Origin of the sequence: Streptomyces sp. NPDC056347 (assembly GCF_042262625.1) — a bacterium.
Lineage (GTDB): Bacteria > Actinomycetota > Actinomycetes > Streptomycetales > Streptomycetaceae > Streptomyces.
Genome location: NZ_JBHJQP010000006.1, coordinates 65,730 through 81,014, shown reverse-complemented (window position 1 = coordinate 81,014; position 15,285 = coordinate 65,730). Strand labels below are relative to the sequence as shown.

Below are 15,285 nucleotides of genomic sequence, written 5' to 3'. Positions count from 1 at the left end.
GCGTGACGATCGATCAGAACATCCAGGAGATCAACCGCACCATGTGGTCGTACGGCGAGTACCGGCACGTCGCCGACCTGCTGCGACCGGGCGCCGTCGAACTGGTCGACCGGCTCGCCCCCGCCCCCGGCACCGCCCATCTCGACGTCGCCACCGGCAACGGCAACGTGGCACTGCTGTCCGCCCTGCGCGGCTGCCTCGTCACCGGACTCGACCTGACCGACGAGTTCTTCCCCGACGCGCGCGAACGGTTCGCGCAGGCCGGTGTCCAGGTGGAGCTGCACCGTGGCGACGCCCAGGAACTCCCTTTCGACGACGCCTCGTTCGATCTGGTGACCTCCACCTACGGCATCCAGTTCGCACCCGACCACGCCGCGTCGGGCGGGGAGATCTCCCGGGTGCTCCGGCCCGGCGGACGCATCGGCATGTGCAACTGGACGGCCCGCAGCTGGACCGCGCACTTCCAGGAGATCCTCTCCGCCTACTTCCCCTCGCCCAACGGCCACCAGGGACAGCCCATGCTGTGGGGCTCGGCGGACTACCTCGCCGAACTCCTCGGCCCCGGATTCACCGTCACCGCCGAACGCCGTGAACTCTTCTACCCGTTCGCCACGGCCGAGGATCTGGTGTCGTTCTTCGAGAGCTGCTTCGGGCCCTGCATCGCGGCGAGGAACACCATCTCGCCGCCCTCGCGGTGGAAGGAACTGCGCGCGGAAATGGTCGAGATGACCGAAGGATTCCACACCACGGACGCACGCGGCACCGGTGTACCCGTCGAGTACCTGCTGGTCGTCGCGGAGAAGCGGGCGGAGCGGTGAACGGCCTGCCCCGGCACTACCCGCGCCTCCCGCTCGCCGAAGGAGCGCGGGAGAAGGCGCTCGCCGCGGCACTCACCCGGCACGAACCGTACGAGCTGGGCGACAAGGTCCACGCCCACGTCGAACGGATCGCGGCCACGCACCCCGACCGGATCGCGGTCGAGGACGGCGACACGGCGCTCGGATACGGGCGGCTGGCCGACCTGACACGCCGCACCGCGGCGCAGCTGGCCGCCGCCGGCGTCCGGGAAGGCACGATCGTCGCGGTCGGCGGCCGACGCGGCGCGGACGTCATCACCGCCTTCCTCGCCCTGGAACTCCTGGGCGCCGTCTACCTGCCGGTGGACGCGGGCTGGCCCGCCGCCCGCGTCGAATCCCTGCTCACCGACAGCGGCGCCGCACTGCTGCTGACCACCGGTACACCGGCGGACAGCGGGGAACTGGTCAAGGGCGCCCGCGCCGCGGGCGTACCCACCACACCACCGCGACCGGCCGGCACCCCGCACACCCGGACCCTGCCGCCCGCCCCCGACGAAGTGCGCTACGTCCTCTACACCTCGGGCTCGACCGGCCGCCCCAAGGCGGCGATCGTCGAACACCGGGGGATGCTCAACCACCTCCGGGCCAAGATCGACGACCTCGGGCTGACCGCCGACGACCGGCTGGCCCAGACCGCACCGCTAAGCTTCGACATCTCCGTCTGGCAGATGCTCGCCCCACTGCTCGTCGGCGGCCGCGTGCAGATCTTCTCCGACGAGCGGGCCCAGGACGGTGCCCTTCTCCTGGACGAGCTGCGCGGACGCGGAACCACCGTGCTGGAGACCGTGCCCACCCTGATGCGCTTCCTCCTCGACGCCCAGGAGAACGCGGGAACCAGGCCCGGCTCCCTGCGCTGGATGATCGCCACCGGCGAGGAACTGCCCCCCGCGCTCGCCCGGCGGTGGCACGGGACCCTGCCCGGGATCCGGCTGCTCAACGCCTACGGCCCGACCGAATGCTCCGACGACGTCACCCACGCCGAGCTGGGCCCGCCCGATCCCGGCGTACGCCATCTGCCGATCGGCTCGCCCATCGGCAACGCCGAACTGTACGTACTGCGCGAGGAGAACGGGCACTGGCACGCCTGCGCGCACGGGGAGACGGGCGAGCTGTTCGTCGGGGGACCCGTCGTGGGCCGCGGCTACCTCGGCGACCCCGAACGCACCGCGCGCGCCTTCTTCACCGACCCCTTCGCCGCCGCCGACGGCGGACGCCTCTACCGCACCGGTGACGCCGTCCGCGTACGGCGGGACGGCCAGCTGGAATACCTGGGCCGGGTCGACCGGCAGGTGAAGCTCGGCGGCGTACGCATGGAACTCGCCGAGATCGAGGCCGTACTGGGCGGCCACCCCGCCGTGGCCGCCTGCGCCGTCACCGTCCACACCCCCGACGACACCGGAGCCCTGGTCGCCCGGGAGAGCGCCCACACCCCGGCGGCCGCACCGCCGCCCCGGCTCGTCGCCTACGTCACCGCCGCCGGCGAAGAGCCGGCGGAGGAGGCGCTGCGCACCCACCTGGGCGACCGGCTTCCCGCCCCCATGGTGCCGCACACCTTCGTCGTACTGCCCCGGCTCCCGCTCACCCGCAACGGCAAGACGGACTACAAGGCCCTGCCCGCACCACCGCGCCGCGGCCGCCCCGGCACCCGCGCCTACAGCCCGCCGCGCGGCGGGGCGGAGACCGAGATCGCGGCGCTCGTCGCCGGACTCCTCGGCACCGGCCGGGTCGGCAGGAACGACAAGTTCCTGGAGCTGGGCGGCGACTCCCTGCTCGCCATGCGGCTGGTCGCCGCCCTGCGCGAGACCGGATCGGCGGCCGGACTGCGCGAGGTGCTGCGCGACGGCAGTCCCGCCGCCCTCGCCGCACTCGGCCACGCGGCGCGGCCCAGGTCTGGGGCCCGCCCGGCGGCACCGCACGACGGCACACCGCGCACCCGGCCGCTCACACCCCAGCAGGCCGGGGTCTACTTCCACTGGCGGCTCGACCCGCACAGCCCCTACTACAGCTACCAGGGCTCCCTGGAACTCGACGGCCCGCTCGACGTACCACGCCTGGCCCGGGCCTGGCAGCTGCTGCTCGCCGAGAACCCGCTCCTCCTCGCCCGGTTCGCCGAGACCGAGAAGGCCGAGGGCGGGGAGACGGGGCACGAGGTGGTGCACCACTACCCGCACTGGGAGGTGCCACTGCCCACCGAAGCCCGGGAAACCACCGCCGAGGCATTCCGCGAGGCGGCGTCCGAGGAGGCCGCCCGGCCCTTCGACCTCCTGGCCGAACCGGCCCTGCGCGCCGCGCTGTTCAGACTGCCGGGCGGACAGCACCGGCTCCTGGTCACCATGCACGAACTCCTCCTCGACGGCTGGGGAGCGACCGTACTGTTCCAGCGGCTGGCCGAACTCTACGAACGGCCGCCCACCGGACCCGACCCCGAACGCGCCACCCGCTACGACCGCTACCTCGACCACCTGACGGAACGGCTGGCCACCGACGAGGTCGCCGAGGCGGGGGAGTACTGGCTGCGCCGCCTCGCGGGCGACCTCCCGGCCCTCCAGATCGCCCAGAGACCACGGCCCGTCGCCCCCACCTACCGGGGCGAGATCACCGAGGCGGTCCTCGACGACGAACTCACCCAGCGGCTGCGCGAGACCGCGGTGACCGCCCGAGCCACCGCCTTCGTCCCCCTGCTGGCCGCATACGCCCTGGCCCTGGGCTACTACGGCGACACCGACGACGTGATCGTCGGAGCCCCGATGGCGGGCCGGGAGCGGCCGGAGACCGCCGACGTACCCGCCTTCACGCTCGCCATGCTGCCCCTGCGCCTGAACCTCGACCCGGCCGCCACCCTCGCCGCGTTCACCGCGCAGGTCAGGGAGACGGTGTACGACGCCTACGCCGCCGCCGAGCACCCCTTCGGCTGGACGCTGCGCAGGCTCCCGGCCGCGTCGCGGAGCTCGTCGGCCACCCCGGTCTTCCAGACCATGCTCAACATGCTGCCCTACCCGGCGCGGGCCACCACCGCCTCCGGCGTCCGCTTCCGCTTCGTCGAACTGGACACCGGCTACACCAAGTACGACTGCGCCCTGTACGTCCAGCCGCACGGCCCCGGCCAACTCCTCCTCCAGTACGCCTACCAGCGAGAACTGCTCGACGCACCGGCCGCCCGCAACATCCTGGAGTCCACCCTGATCGCCCTGCGGGCCCTCACCGACCCGCACCGCGCCGAGCACACCACCGTTCGTTCCCTCGATCTGCTGCCCGGAGACGATCAACGATGACCACGCCGACCCTGCTGGAACGCTTCGCCGAGCAGGTGGCGGCCCGCCCCCGGGCCACCGCCCTGCGCCACACCGGCACCAGCGTCAGCTACCGCGAACTCGACGAATGGAGCGGCCGGCTGGCCGCCCGGCTCACCGCCAAGGGCACCGGCCCCGGCTCCCTGGTGGCGCTCGCCGCCCAGCGCGGCCCCGCCGCCGTCGCCGGTGTCCTCGCCGTACTGAAGACCGGCGCCGCCTACCTCGGGCTGGACCCCGCGATCCCCGTGCGCCGGCAGCGCCGGATGGTGGAGGAGACCGGACCGCACTGCGTACTGGCCGAACCCGGGCTCGACCAGTTCCCCACCCTGGACGCGCCGCGCGTCACCCTGGCCCCCCTCGCCGACGGACCGCTGCACCAGGCGCCCGAGCGGGAGCCGGACGAGGACGCGCTGTTCCACATCGTCTACACCTCCGGAACGACCGGAAACCCCAAGGGCGTACGCATCAGCCACCGCTCGGTCCGGGGCAGGCTGGAATGGATGTGGCGGGACCACCCGTTCGCCCCGGACTCGGTGCTCGCGGTCCAGAAGTCACTCGCCCTGGTCGCCTCGCCCTGGGAGCTGCTGGGCGGACTGCTCCAGGGCGTCCCGTCCGCCGTACTGACCACCGACGAACTCCTCGACCCCGCGCTCCTCGCCGCGGTCGTCGAACAGGAGCGCATCACCCATCTCTTCCTCACCCCCCAGCTCATCGCCGGACTGCTGGCGGAGAGCGCGGACCGCCCCCGCGGGCACCGCCCGGCGCTGGTCACCAGCGGTGCCGACGCCCTCCCGGTGGAAACCGTCCGGCGCTTCCGCGAAATCTGGCCCGGCACCACCCTGCTCAACCTGTACGGCATGACGGAGACCGCCTCCAACGTCGCCGCGTACGACACCGCCCTGCTGCCCGCCGACGCCGGACGCGTCCCGGTCGGCAGCCCCGTGGCGGGTGCCTCGCTCTCCGTCCGCGACCGGCTCGGCCGCCGGCTGCCGGCCGGTGTCACCGGCGAGGTATGGATCGCCGGGCCACCCCTGGCCCTCGGCTACGTAGGCGGCGACGGCGAGGACCGCTTCACCACCGACGACGCCGGAACCCGCCACTACCGCACCGGCGACCGGGGCCGCCTGCTCCCGGACGGGGGACTGGAAATCACCGGCCGCGCCGACAACCAGATCAAGGTGCGCGGCTACCGCGTCGAACTGGAGGAGATCGAGGCCACCCTCCGCAAGGCCCCCGACGTCACCGACGCCGGGGTCTACGCGCAGACCGAGGACGGCGAACCACGCATCGTCGCCTGCGTCACCACCTCCGGTGGCGAACCGGCGGAGGCGGCCCTCCGCGCCCATCTGCGCGACCGGCTGCCCGACTACATGCTGCCCGCCCGCATCCAGCGCGTCCCCCGGCTCCCGCTCGGCACCAACGGCAAACTCGACCGCACCGCCCTCGCCGCCCTCGTGGCGGACATCGGACAGCCCGCAGCGGCCGGATTCACCCCGGCCGACGCCACCGAGACCGCCGTCGCCGAACTCTGGCACGAACTGCTCGGCGCACCGCCCGCCTCGGCCGACCAGAACTTCTTCGACGCCGGGGGCCACTCCCTGCTCGCGGTACGGCTCGCCAACCGGCTGGCGGCCGTGGCGGGCCGCCGCGTCCCGCTGCGCCGCATCCTCGGCGCACCCACCGTCACCGCCATCGCCGCCGCGTGCCGCGAGATCCAGCAGGAGGAGCGGATATGAACAGCGCATGGCTGAGCGTGCCGGACGGGCAGAAACCGGACACCACCACCCTCGCCGTCTGCTTCGCACCCACCGGCGCCCACGGCTCCACGTTCGCGGGCTGGCGCGACCGGCTCCCCGAGGACACCGCCCTCGCCCTCGTCCTGCCACCGGGCCGCGGCACCCGCGTCGACGAGGAGCCCGTCACGGACATGGCCGTCTACGCCGACGCGGTGGCCGCCGGAATACGTGAACTGCGGGGCGAACGGCGCCTGGTACTGATCGGCGTCAGCCTCGGCGCCCTGCTCGCCTACGAGACCTGCCGCAGACTGCTCGACTCCCAGGTGCCCGTCGCACGGCTGTGCGCCGTGGCCGGACAGTGCCCCGGCGACTTCCACGGCAGAGGCGAGGAGGTGACCGTCGAGGACGCCCGCGCCTTCGTCGCCGGAACCGGACTCACCGATCCGGAACTGCTGGCGGACCCCGAGTTCGAAGAGGTGCTGCTGCCTCCCGTCCTCGCCGATCTGCGGCTGGCCGCCGGCTACGACGGACGGCGAGGGGCCGTTCCGCACGTCGAGCTGCGCGCGGTGTGGGCCACCGACGACCCGCACGTCCCCGAGGTCACCGTGCGCCGCTGGGCCGAGTGGACCCGGGGCGAATGCACCCTGGCGTCCGTCGAGGGCGGGCACTACGCCCACCAGGAGAACCCGGCCGCGGTCGTCTCCGCCTGCCTCGGCACACTCCCCGCGACCCGGCCCTCCCGGCGCTTCGTGCTCGGCGCCGGGGCGACGGCCGTCGCGTCCACGGTGCTGGGCCTCGGCGCGGTGGCCTCGGCCGCACCCGCGGCGCGGGCCGACACCGCGACGCCGTCGAAGGAGGACACCTCCTTCGACGGCGACCCCACCGACCCCGTGGCCCTCGCCGTCGCCATGATCCGCCAGAACACCAGCAACCCGGGCGACGGCGCCGTCACCCTGCCGCTCGCCCGGATGCTCCAGGACCTCTTCCGGTCCGCCGGGGTCGGCACCGAGATCGTGCCCACCCCGAAGGACGGCAACGTCCACTTCTTCGCCCGCGTCCCCGGCCGCGGGACGGCCACGAAACAGCCCCTGGTCCTGCTCGGCCACTCCGACGTGGTGCCCGCCACCGGAGACCGCTGGGAGACGGACCCCTTCGCCGGTCAGATCAGGGACGGCAAGCTGTACGGCCGCGGCGCGCTGGACATGAAGGGCGTCAACGCGGCCTTCGTCGCCGCCCTGCTGCGCCATGTCCGCGAGGGAGCCGCCTTCGACCGCGACATCGTCTTCTGGTCCGACTGCGACGAGGAACAGGGCCCCTACGGCGTGCGCTGGCTCCTCACCGAACACCCCGGCAAGGTGTCGGCGGGCGCGGTCATCACCGAGGGCGGCTGGGTCCTCAACCAGCGCGACGGCACCACGCCCATGATCGCCTCACTCACCTGCAACGACAAACGGTCCCTGCTGCTGCGCCTGGAGACCGCCTCGTACGCCACCCACACCTCCAAGCCGTTCAGCGGGCAGGCGGTGATCCGGCTGGGCGAGGTGCTCGACCAGCTCGGGCAGTGGCGCGCCCACATACGCCCGAACGCCCTGTCCCGGGAGTACTTCACCGAACTGGCCGGGGCGACCGCCGACGAGGCGTTCGCCGGGGCGCTGAGGGAGATGCTCGACGCCCGCACGGACCAGCGGCGGAACAGGGCGGGGGAGGAGGTGGTGCGGCTCAGCGAGACCCCCGAGCTGCACAACGCGATGCTGCGGACCACGCTGGCGTTCACCGCCGCCCGGTCCGGCTACTACCCGAGCATCGTGCCGGGCACGGCGACCGCGGAGTTCCGGGCCGCCTTCCTGCCGGGGGCGGACGACCCGGGACGCGTGGTGGCGGAACTGCGCTCGCTGATCGGCAACCGGGCCACGCTGAGCGTGGTCGGCAACCCCGGCGAGAGCGAGCAGGAGGCCCTGGACCGGCTGCGCGGCTATCTCGCCACCCCCGACTCCGACCACGACACGGACGTCTTCCACGCCTGGCGGAGCGCGGTGCGCCGCACCCATCCCGGAGTACGGGCCACCGCCTGCCAGTTCGAGGCCGTCACCAGCGCGGTCCCGTTCCGGGAACAGAACGTACCCGTGTACGGCATGTACCCGTTCACCGTGAACCGGGACATGCTCAAGCGCATGCACGGCACCGACGAACACATCGGTGTCGAGGCACTGCGCCAGGGCACCGAGACCGTCTACCAGCTCCTGGCCGGACTGCGGACCGACGCCTGAGCCCCGGCGCGCCGTGCGGACGGACCCCGGCCGGGTCCGCACGGCGCGCCGGCGAGGTCACTCCACGTTCACCCAGTCCAGGGTGCGCCGCACGGCACGCCTCCAGTCCGCGTACCCCCGGGCCCGCCGGTCCTCGTCCCACTGCGGCTCCCAGCGCCTCGACTCCTGCCAGTGCTCCCGCAACTCGCCCTGGTCCCGCCAGAAACCGGTGGCCAGCCCGGCCGCGTACGCCGCACCCAGCGCCGTCGTCTCGGCGACCACCGGGCGGCTGACCGGGACGCCCAGCACATCCGCCTGGATCTGCATGCAGAGGTCGTTGGCCGTCACCCCGCCGTCGACCTTGAGCACATCGAGATGCACACCGGAGTCCTGCTCCATCGCCTCCACGACGTCCCGGCTCTGGTAGCAGATCGCCTCCAGAGTGGCCCGCGCCAGATGGGCGTTGGTGTTGTACCGGGCCAGGCCGACGATGGCGCCCCGGGCGTCCGAGCGCCAGTACGGGGCGAAGAGGCCCGAGAAGGCCGGGACGAAGTACATCCCGCCGTTGTCGTCCACCGTCCGGGCGAGCCGCTCGCTGTCGCCCGCGTCCCTGATCACCTTCATCTGGTCGCGCAGCCACTGCACCGCCGAGCCGGTGACCGCGATGGAGCCCTCCAGCGCGTAGACCGCCGGATCGTCGCCGAACCGGTAGGCGACCGTGGTGAGCAGGCCGTGCTTCGACCGGACCGGCGTCGTACCGGTGTTGAGCAGCAGGAAGTTGCCGGTGCCATAGGTGTTCTTCGCCTCGCCGGGCTCGAAGCACACCTGCCCCACCGTGGCCGCCTGCTGGTCGCCCAGGACCCCGGCGATCGGCACCGCGGCCCGCAACGGCCGGGACGTGCGGGTGCGCCCGTACGCCTCGGGGTCGGAGGACGGCCGGATGACCGGGAGCATCACCCGGGGCACGCCGAAGATCTCCAGCAACTCCTCGTCCCAGTCCAGCGTCTCCAGGTTCATCAGCATCGTCCGGCTGGCGTTGGTCACATCGGTGGCGTGGATACCCCCGTCGGGGCCGCCGGTGAGGTTCCACAGCACCCAGGAGTCGGTGTTCCCGAACAGGGCGTGCCCCCGCTCCGCGGCCTCCCGTACGCCCTCGACATGGTCGAGGATCCACTTGATCTTTCCGCCGGAGAAGTACGTCGCCGGAGGCAGCCCGGCCTTGCGCCGGATCACCTCCCCGTGCCCCGCGTCCTCCAGGGCCTTGGCGATCGAGTCGGTGCGGGTGTCCTGCCACACGATGGCGTTGCAGTACGGACGGCCGTTGCGCGGGTCCCACACGACGGTCGTCTCGCGCTGGTTGGTGATCCCGATCGCGTGCAGATCCGTGCCGCTCAGCCCGCAGGTGCGCAGCGCGGTCTGCATCACCGAGTTGGTGCGCTCCCAGATCTCCACCGGATCGTGCTCCACCCAGCCCGAGCGGGGCAGGATCTGCTCGTGCTCCAGCTGGTGCCTGGCCACTTCGCTCCCGCCGTGATCGAAGATCATGAAGCGGGTGCTGGTGGTGCCTTGGTCCACCGCGCCGATGAAGTCCGCCATGGCATGCCGCCTCTCCTCGATCCGGATCCGCCGCGCGGACCGGGTCTCATGTCTCGGGCAGTACGGGGGTCCTGCCCTCCGGCTCCTTGTCGGCCGAGGGCAGGAAGGAGCTGATGAGGACCTTGTAGACGAAGGCGCCCACCGGGCCGCCGACCAGCGGCCCCACGATGGGCACCCAGAAGTAGAGCTCCCCGTACTGGTCCCGCCAGGCCCCGCCGTACCCGGTGAGGAAGCTCGCGAGCCTGGGGCCGAGGTCACGGGCCGGGTTGATCGCGTATCCGGCGTTGGTGCCGAAAGCCATGCCGATGGCCACCACGATGAGGCCCACGACGAACGGGCCGAGGTTGGCGCCCGGCGGCGTGTTGAGGAGATCGGTCACCGCGAAGATCAGCAGGACGAGGATCGCGGTACCGATGACCTGGTCGCGGAAGGCCCCCCACTCATGGATCGGGAGCGTGTGGTTCCCGTTGGCGGGGAGGGTGGAGAACACCCCCTGCGTCTTGACCGTGTGCCCCGGGTCGACCTGCGCCAGCGCCTCCGAGTAGTTCCACCGCACCAGCAGCGCCCCGACGAACGCGCCCGCGACCTGCGCGAGCGAGTACGGCGCCACCTTGTTCCAGGGGAAGCCCTTGAACGCGGCCAGCGAGACCGTCACCGCCGGATTGAGATGAGCGCCGCTCAGGCGGCCCGCGACGTAGACGCCCAGGGTGACGCCGAGCCCCCATGCCCAGGCGATGCTGTCGTGGTTCCCGAGGCCCCCCGGAGGTTCGGTGAGCGCACCGCCCGCCGCGACCTGGGCCACGACCCCGCAGCCGAAGAGGATGAGGATCAGCGTGCCGAGGAACTCCGCGGAGAGTTCCCCGGCGAGTCCCGAGTTCCTGAGCCGCCCCATGGGGAACCCGCTTCCTGTCGGTCCGCGAAGGCCGGTGCCATAGATCCGGATATGAGAGTAATCGGAGGTTTGTGGTTCCGCATGCGTTTCGCGGCCCGCCCGGCGCGGGGGCGCCGAGGGGAAGGGAACCCGGTGGGGGTATCGTCGGGCGCGTATCGCAGGACTCGTACGAGCCAGGATTCGAGGCAGCCGTGGATCGCGGACGGACACGCGCACCGGGAGCGTCCCGGCTGTTCGTGCTGTGCGCCGTCCTGTTCGGTCTGTTCCTCATGCACGGAGCGCCCGCCAGTGCCGTGGAGGGCTGTCACGACGCGCGGGCCATGGCCGCCGCCGCGCCGGGTGCGGCGCAGCCCGGCGGCCATGCCGCCATGGCCGCGGAGGACGGGGCCGATCGGGTGGCCGCCGCGATGCCCGTGGCGGGCGGCGAGTCCTGCGTGTTCACCCAGTCCCGGGACCGGGTGCTGCCGCTGCTGATGGCACTCGGCCTGGTGCTGCTGACCGCCGGGGTGCTGACCGGGCGCCGCGCCGCCGTACGCGGACCGGCGCGGCGGGGACCACCGCGGGCCGGCCGGCAACTGCTTCTCCAGGTGTGCGTCGCGCGGACGTGACAGGAATCCGCCGGTCCACGGCCCACGGGCCCGACCGGCCGGATCACCCTGCCCTTCCGCGCGTCACGAACGTGGCGCATCCACCTGAGAAGAGAACCGTGATGTCTGTTCTTCCGCCCTTCGCCGCCCGCCACCGTCGCACGCTCGCGACGGTCGGCACCACCGCCGCACTCGCCCTGGCCCTGACGGCCTGCGGTTCCTCCGACGACTCCTCGCACGACTCCGCCGGGCCGGGCATGGACCACGGCTCGGCCAAGGCGTCCGCCCCGGCCGCCGCCGGTACGTTCAACGACGCGGACGTGGAGTTCGCGCAGCAGATGATCCCGCACCACCAGCAGGCCATCGAGATGGCGAAGCTTGCCGACGGCCGGGCCGCCGACGCCGAGATCAAGAAGCTGGCCACCGCGATCGAGAGCGCACAGGACCCCGAGATCAACACGATGAAGGGCTGGCTCACGTCCTGGGGCAAGCCGCTGCCGGACTCCTCGATGGGTGACATGCCCGGGATGGACCATGGAACGGACGGCGCGGGCATGCCCGGAATGATGTCCGACAAGGACATGGCCGAACTCGAGGCCGCCAAGGGCAGGGACTTCGACAAGAAGTTCGCCCAGCTCATGATCGGCCACCACGAGGGCGCGGTCACCATGGCCGAGGACGAGCAGAAGCAGGGCAGGAACGCCGACGCGAAGAAGCTCGCCGAAGCCGTCGTCACGGCCCAGACCGCGGAGATCGAGCAGATGAACAAGATCATCGACCGGCTCTGACCCCGACAGGAGCCGTGGGCGCGGAGAGCAGTTCGGCCACCTCCTGCGGGGATGTCTCGCGCAGCCCCTCCTCGACCAGCAGCCACCGCGTCGTGCCGACCGCTTCCAGGAACGGCAGGTCGTGACTGGCGATCAGCAGTGCGCCTTCGTAGGCCTCCAGCGCGCTGGTCAGCTGCCGCACGCTCGCGATGTCGAGGTTGTTGGTCGGCTCGTCCATCATCAGCAGCTGCGGCGCCGGTGCGGCGAGCATCGTCGCGGCGAGCGCGGCACGGAACCGCTCGCCGCCCGAGAGGGTGCCCGCCGGCTGCTCGGCGCGTTTTCCCTGGAACAGGAAGCGTGCGAGCTGGGCGCGGATGTGGTTGTCGGTGACCCCGGGGGCCATGCGGGCGGCGTTCGCCGCGACGCTCAGCTCCGGGTCCAGCACGTCGAGCCGCTGGGGGAGGAACCGCGTCGGGACGAAGGTCCTGGCCTCGCCGGACAACGGTGCCAGCTCGCCGGTGAGCGTACGCAGCAGCGTCGTCTTCCCCGCGCCGTTGCGGCCGACGAGCGCGATCCGTTCGGGCCCCTGCACCTGGAGGCGCCCTTCGCGCAGTCGGCCGAACCGGGGGCGCAGTTCGCTCACGGACAGCACGGTGCGTCCGGTGGGCACCGCCGTGTGCGGCAGGCTCACCCGGATCTCGGCATCGTCGCGGATCGCGTCCGCTGCCTCCTCCCGTCGCTCGCGAGCCTCGCCGAGCCGTTCCTCGTGAACGCCGCGGAGCTTGCCCGCCGACTCCTGGGCGGACCGCTTGCGGCGGCCTGCCAGGATCTTCGGCAGCCCGCCCTCCGCCTCGGCCTTCCTGCCGGCGCGCTGACGCCTGGCCAGTTTCGTGCGAGTCTCCTCCAGCTCGCGTTTCTGGCGGCGTACGTCCGCCTCGGCGGCACGGAGCGTCCGTCCGGCGGCCTCCTGTTCGGCGGCCACGGCCTCCTGGTAGGCGGACCAGCCGCCGCCGTACCAGTTCACCGATCCGGCGCGCAGCTCGGCGATGCGGTCCACGCGCTCCAGCAGTTCGCGGTCGTGGCTGACCACGATCAGTACGCCCGAGTGCCAGGAGTCGACGGCCCCGTACAGCCTCTGGCGGGCGAACAGGTCCAGGTTGTTGGTGGGTTCGTCCAGGAGCAGGACGTCGGGCCGTTCCAGCAGCAGCGCCGCGAGGCGCAGCAGCACGGTCTCCCCGCCGGACAACTCGCCCACGGTACGGTCGAGTCCGACGCCGTCGAGACCGAGCGAGCCCAGGGTCGCCAGGGCCCGCTCCTCGACGTCCCAGTCCTCGCCGATCGTCTCGAAGTGCTTCTCGTCGACGTCTCCGGACTCGATGGCCCGCAGTGCCTCGCGCCGCTCCGCGATGCCGAGCGCGCGGTCCACCCGCAGGGCGGTGTCGAGGGTGATGTTCTGCGGCAGATGGGCGAGGCTGCCGCCGATGGTCACCGAGCCCTCGGACGGGCGCAGTTGACCGGTGAGCAACCGCAGCAGGGTGGACTTGCCCGCACCGTTGTTGCCGACGAGTCCGATCCGGCCACGGCCGACGCTCAGCGAGAGCCCGTCGAAGACCGTGGTGCCGTCCGGCCATCGGAAGGTCAGGGCGGAGCAGGTGAGGGAGGCGCTGGGCGCGGTGGGTGTCGCCATGGTTTTCCTCGCAGTCGAGTCGCATACGCAATGAACGGGGATTCGTATGCGAGCACCACGCGGCGACCGGGCAGCGGAGAAAGGGTGCGGCGGTCCTGGAGATCGATGGACGGGCCATGCACCGAGGTCGCATCCACGCGGATGCCACGGGCAGTGCGGAAGCACTGCGACAGCGTGGCGGGCGTACGGCCGGGAGCCGTACCGCGCGGTGTTCGCGGACCTCAGATGCGCAACGTCCACCTCTATCGGAGACAACAGGACATAGGAACCATAACCGCAGGGTGGAGGGGAAGGCAACGCCGGCCGGTCCGCGGGGCGACGCGCGGGACGGATCCGAAAGGCGCCTTTCGTTGTTCCGTGGCGCGAGTCACATCCTGTCGGCGGGGGTCGCGCCACGCGCTTCGGAGCCCTTTGCCCGCAAGGCTTCGGGCCCGGTCGACGCGAGTGGGGTGACCGGGAATCCAACGACTTGATCTTGTTGGTGAATTGCAAGTGGAAATTAGGGTCTTGTCCCTTTCGGTTCTTCTCGCTTACGGTCTCCGTCAATCCGGACGGAACGCCGAATCCTGCCGCTGTCCGGCGCATTCCGACCACTTGTGCACGGCAGGAGCGGGGAACCCAGGCACATCGCCGGTCCGGACACCCGGACGGCTCGGGGTGAAGTCGCGCTCCCGCGCGGCCGGGCAGCTCCAGCCCGAACCCGACAGCTCACCTCGCAGGCGACGGAGAGGAACCACCATGCGCTTCACCGCTACGTGCCGTCGTCGCACCTACGCCTCGCTGACCAGGGGTTTCATAGCCGTGGGCGCAGGGGCGGCCGTTCTGTTGCTGCCGCTGTTCGGCGCTCGGGCGGCCTCGGCGACACCGGCTCCGCCGACCGCCACCGCGTCCGCCGGGCAGCCCTCGGCGTACACGAACGATCTGGACGGCTGGATCAAGCAGTCCCTCGCGGTCATGGCCGAGCACAGCATCCCCGGCAGCTACGAGGGCATCCACCGCAACATCATGCGCGAGTCCTCGGGCAACCCGCTCGCCGTCAACGGCTGGGACTCGAACGCCGCCGCCGGAACCCCCTCCAAGGGGCTCCTCCAGATCATCGATCCGACCTTCCTCGCCTACCACGTGCCCGGCACGTCAACGGACAGCTTCGACCCCGTCGCCAACATCACCGCGGCGTGCAACTACGCCGCCGACCGCTACGGTTCCATCGACAACGTCGACGGGGCCTACTGACCTCCGTCACTCCGGGGCGGACTCCGCCGCCCGCTCCGGCTGTCCGGCGCGGGGCGGGAGGGGCACGGTGGCCGCCGCCCCGTTGCGTACCGCCTGCACCGCGGCGTCGTGCAGGCGGCGGCTGTCCTCCTCCGAACAGCACGCCACGGGGCTGCCCGCCATCGTGAACCAGTCGATCGCCCCCGAGTACTGCACCGTGATCTGGGCCGTGTCCTCGGCCCAGGTCGTGTGCACGGTCAGGTCCCCGGACAGGACACCGACCTCCTCCGTGAGCACGCCGCCGTGCCCGGAGAACACACCACAAGTCGTCCATGACGCCCAAGCCATGCATCCAGGCTGGCACCGGCGCGGCGAATGCGCGACCCATGGGTCGCACGCATTCGCCGGATGCCGG

At 72.1% G+C, this 15,285-nt stretch carries 11 protein-coding genes and 1 riboswitch; of the genes, 7 read left to right on the top strand and 4 right to left on the bottom strand.

The features are described 5' to 3' along the window. Positions 1 to 2: 2 nt before the first annotated feature. From ACFCV8_RS03090 to ACFCV8_RS03075, 4 genes are read left to right on the top strand one after another with little or no spacing between them, the layout of a single operon-like run. Positions 3 to 818: a class I SAM-dependent methyltransferase gene (locus tag ACFCV8_RS03090; protein ID WP_376683499.1), complete on the top strand. Its 816-nt coding sequence runs from the start codon at positions 3 to 5 to the stop codon at positions 816 to 818. Beyond that, complete coding sequence (locus ACFCV8_RS03085; protein ID WP_376683498.1) at positions 815 to 4,129, top strand: amino acid adenylation domain-containing protein; 3,315 nt, start codon at positions 815 to 817, stop codon at positions 4,127 to 4,129. Before ACFCV8_RS03090 ends, ACFCV8_RS03085 begins: the two co-directional genes overlap by 4 nt. Next, the gene (locus ACFCV8_RS03080) at positions 4,126 to 5,883 is read left to right on the top strand and encodes an amino acid adenylation domain-containing protein (protein WP_376683497.1); all 1,758 of its coding nucleotides are present in this window, start codon (positions 4,126 to 4,128) and stop codon (positions 5,881 to 5,883) included. The genes ACFCV8_RS03085 and ACFCV8_RS03080 overlap by 4 nt, the downstream gene beginning before the upstream one ends. Next, positions 5,880 to 8,150, top strand: coding sequence for a M20/M25/M40 family metallo-hydrolase (locus tag ACFCV8_RS03075; protein WP_376683496.1), 2,271 nt, complete (start codon positions 5,880 to 5,882; stop codon positions 8,148 to 8,150). The genes ACFCV8_RS03080 and ACFCV8_RS03075 overlap by 4 nt, the downstream gene beginning before the upstream one ends. Before the next feature lie 57 nt (positions 8,151 to 8,207). Here the strand turns inward: ACFCV8_RS03075 and glpK are convergent, their stop codons facing one another. Continuing rightward, positions 8,208 to 9,725 (bottom strand): glycerol kinase GlpK, encoded by a 1,518-nt coding sequence (glpK, locus tag ACFCV8_RS03070; RefSeq protein ID WP_376683495.1) that lies wholly within the window; start codon positions 9,723 to 9,725, stop codon positions 8,208 to 8,210. A 46-nt stretch (positions 9,726 to 9,771) separates the two neighbouring features. Then, positions 9,772 to 10,617: an MIP/aquaporin family protein gene (locus ACFCV8_RS03065; protein WP_376683494.1), complete on the bottom strand. Its 846-nt coding sequence runs from the start codon at positions 10,615 to 10,617 to the stop codon at positions 9,772 to 9,774. Between the two features lie 191 nt (positions 10,618 to 10,808). Between ACFCV8_RS03065 and ACFCV8_RS03060 the strand changes: the two genes are divergently transcribed. Together ACFCV8_RS03060 and ACFCV8_RS03055 are read left to right on the top strand one after the other, a co-directional pair. After that, on the top strand, positions 10,809 to 11,225 hold the full coding sequence (locus ACFCV8_RS03060; protein ID WP_376683493.1) for a hypothetical protein: 417 nt from the start codon (positions 10,809 to 10,811) through the stop codon (positions 11,223 to 11,225). A 101-nt stretch (positions 11,226 to 11,326) separates the two neighbouring features. Beyond that, a complete protein-coding gene (locus ACFCV8_RS03055; RefSeq protein WP_376683492.1) occupies positions 11,327 to 11,992 on the top strand; it encodes a DUF305 domain-containing protein in 666 nt (221 codons plus the stop codon). Here the strand turns inward: ACFCV8_RS03055 and ACFCV8_RS03050 are convergent. Beyond that, complete coding sequence (locus ACFCV8_RS03050) at positions 11,976 to 13,658, bottom strand: ABC-F family ATP-binding cassette domain-containing protein (protein WP_376683491.1); 1,683 nt, start codon at positions 13,656 to 13,658, stop codon at positions 11,976 to 11,978. The two genes, ACFCV8_RS03055 and ACFCV8_RS03050, sit on opposite strands and share 17 nt — an antisense overlap. 547 nt (positions 13,659 to 14,205) lie before the next feature. After that, a riboswitch (cyclic di-AMP (ydaO/yuaA leader) is annotated at positions 14,206 to 14,393 on the top strand. A gap of 3 nt (positions 14,394 to 14,396) precedes the next feature. Here ACFCV8_RS03050 and ACFCV8_RS03045 point away from each other — a divergent pair. Further along, on the top strand, positions 14,397 to 14,891 hold the full coding sequence (locus tag ACFCV8_RS03045) for a transglycosylase SLT domain-containing protein (protein ID WP_376683490.1): 495 nt from the start codon (positions 14,397 to 14,399) through the stop codon (positions 14,889 to 14,891). A 6-nt stretch (positions 14,892 to 14,897) separates the two neighbouring features. On the opposite strand, the gene ACFCV8_RS03040 is transcribed toward ACFCV8_RS03045, so the two are convergent. Further along, positions 14,898 to 15,218: a hypothetical protein gene (locus ACFCV8_RS03040; protein ID WP_376683489.1), complete on the bottom strand. Its 321-nt coding sequence runs from the start codon at positions 15,216 to 15,218 to the stop codon at positions 14,898 to 14,900. Positions 15,219 to 15,285: the final 67 nt, after the last annotated feature.

Bases quoted from the DNA above. Each gene is read 5' to 3' on its own strand.
- ACFCV8_RS03080 (WP_376683497.1), top strand. From the start codon at position 4,126: ATGACCACGCCGACCCTGCTGGAACGCTTCGCCGAGCAGGTGGCGGCC.
- ACFCV8_RS03075 (WP_376683496.1), top strand. From the start codon at position 5,880: ATGAACAGCGCATGGCTGAGCGTGCCGGACGGGCAGAAACCGGACACC.
- glpK (WP_376683495.1), bottom strand. From the start codon at position 9,725: ATGGCGGACTTCATCGGCGCGGTGGACCAAGGCACCACCAGCACCCGC.
- ACFCV8_RS03065 (WP_376683494.1), bottom strand. From the start codon at position 10,617: ATGGGGCGGCTCAGGAACTCGGGACTCGCCGGGGAACTCTCCGCGGAG.
- ACFCV8_RS03055 (WP_376683492.1), top strand. From the start codon at position 11,327: ATGTCTGTTCTTCCGCCCTTCGCCGCCCGCCACCGTCGCACGCTCGCG.
- ACFCV8_RS03050 (WP_376683491.1), bottom strand. From the start codon at position 13,658: ATGGCGACACCCACCGCGCCCAGCGCCTCCCTCACCTGCTCCGCCCTG.
- ACFCV8_RS03045 (WP_376683490.1), top strand. From the start codon at position 14,397: ATGCGCTTCACCGCTACGTGCCGTCGTCGCACCTACGCCTCGCTGACC.
- ACFCV8_RS03040 (WP_376683489.1), bottom strand. From the start codon at position 15,218: ATGGCTTGGGCGTCATGGACGACTTGTGGTGTGTTCTCCGGGCACGGC.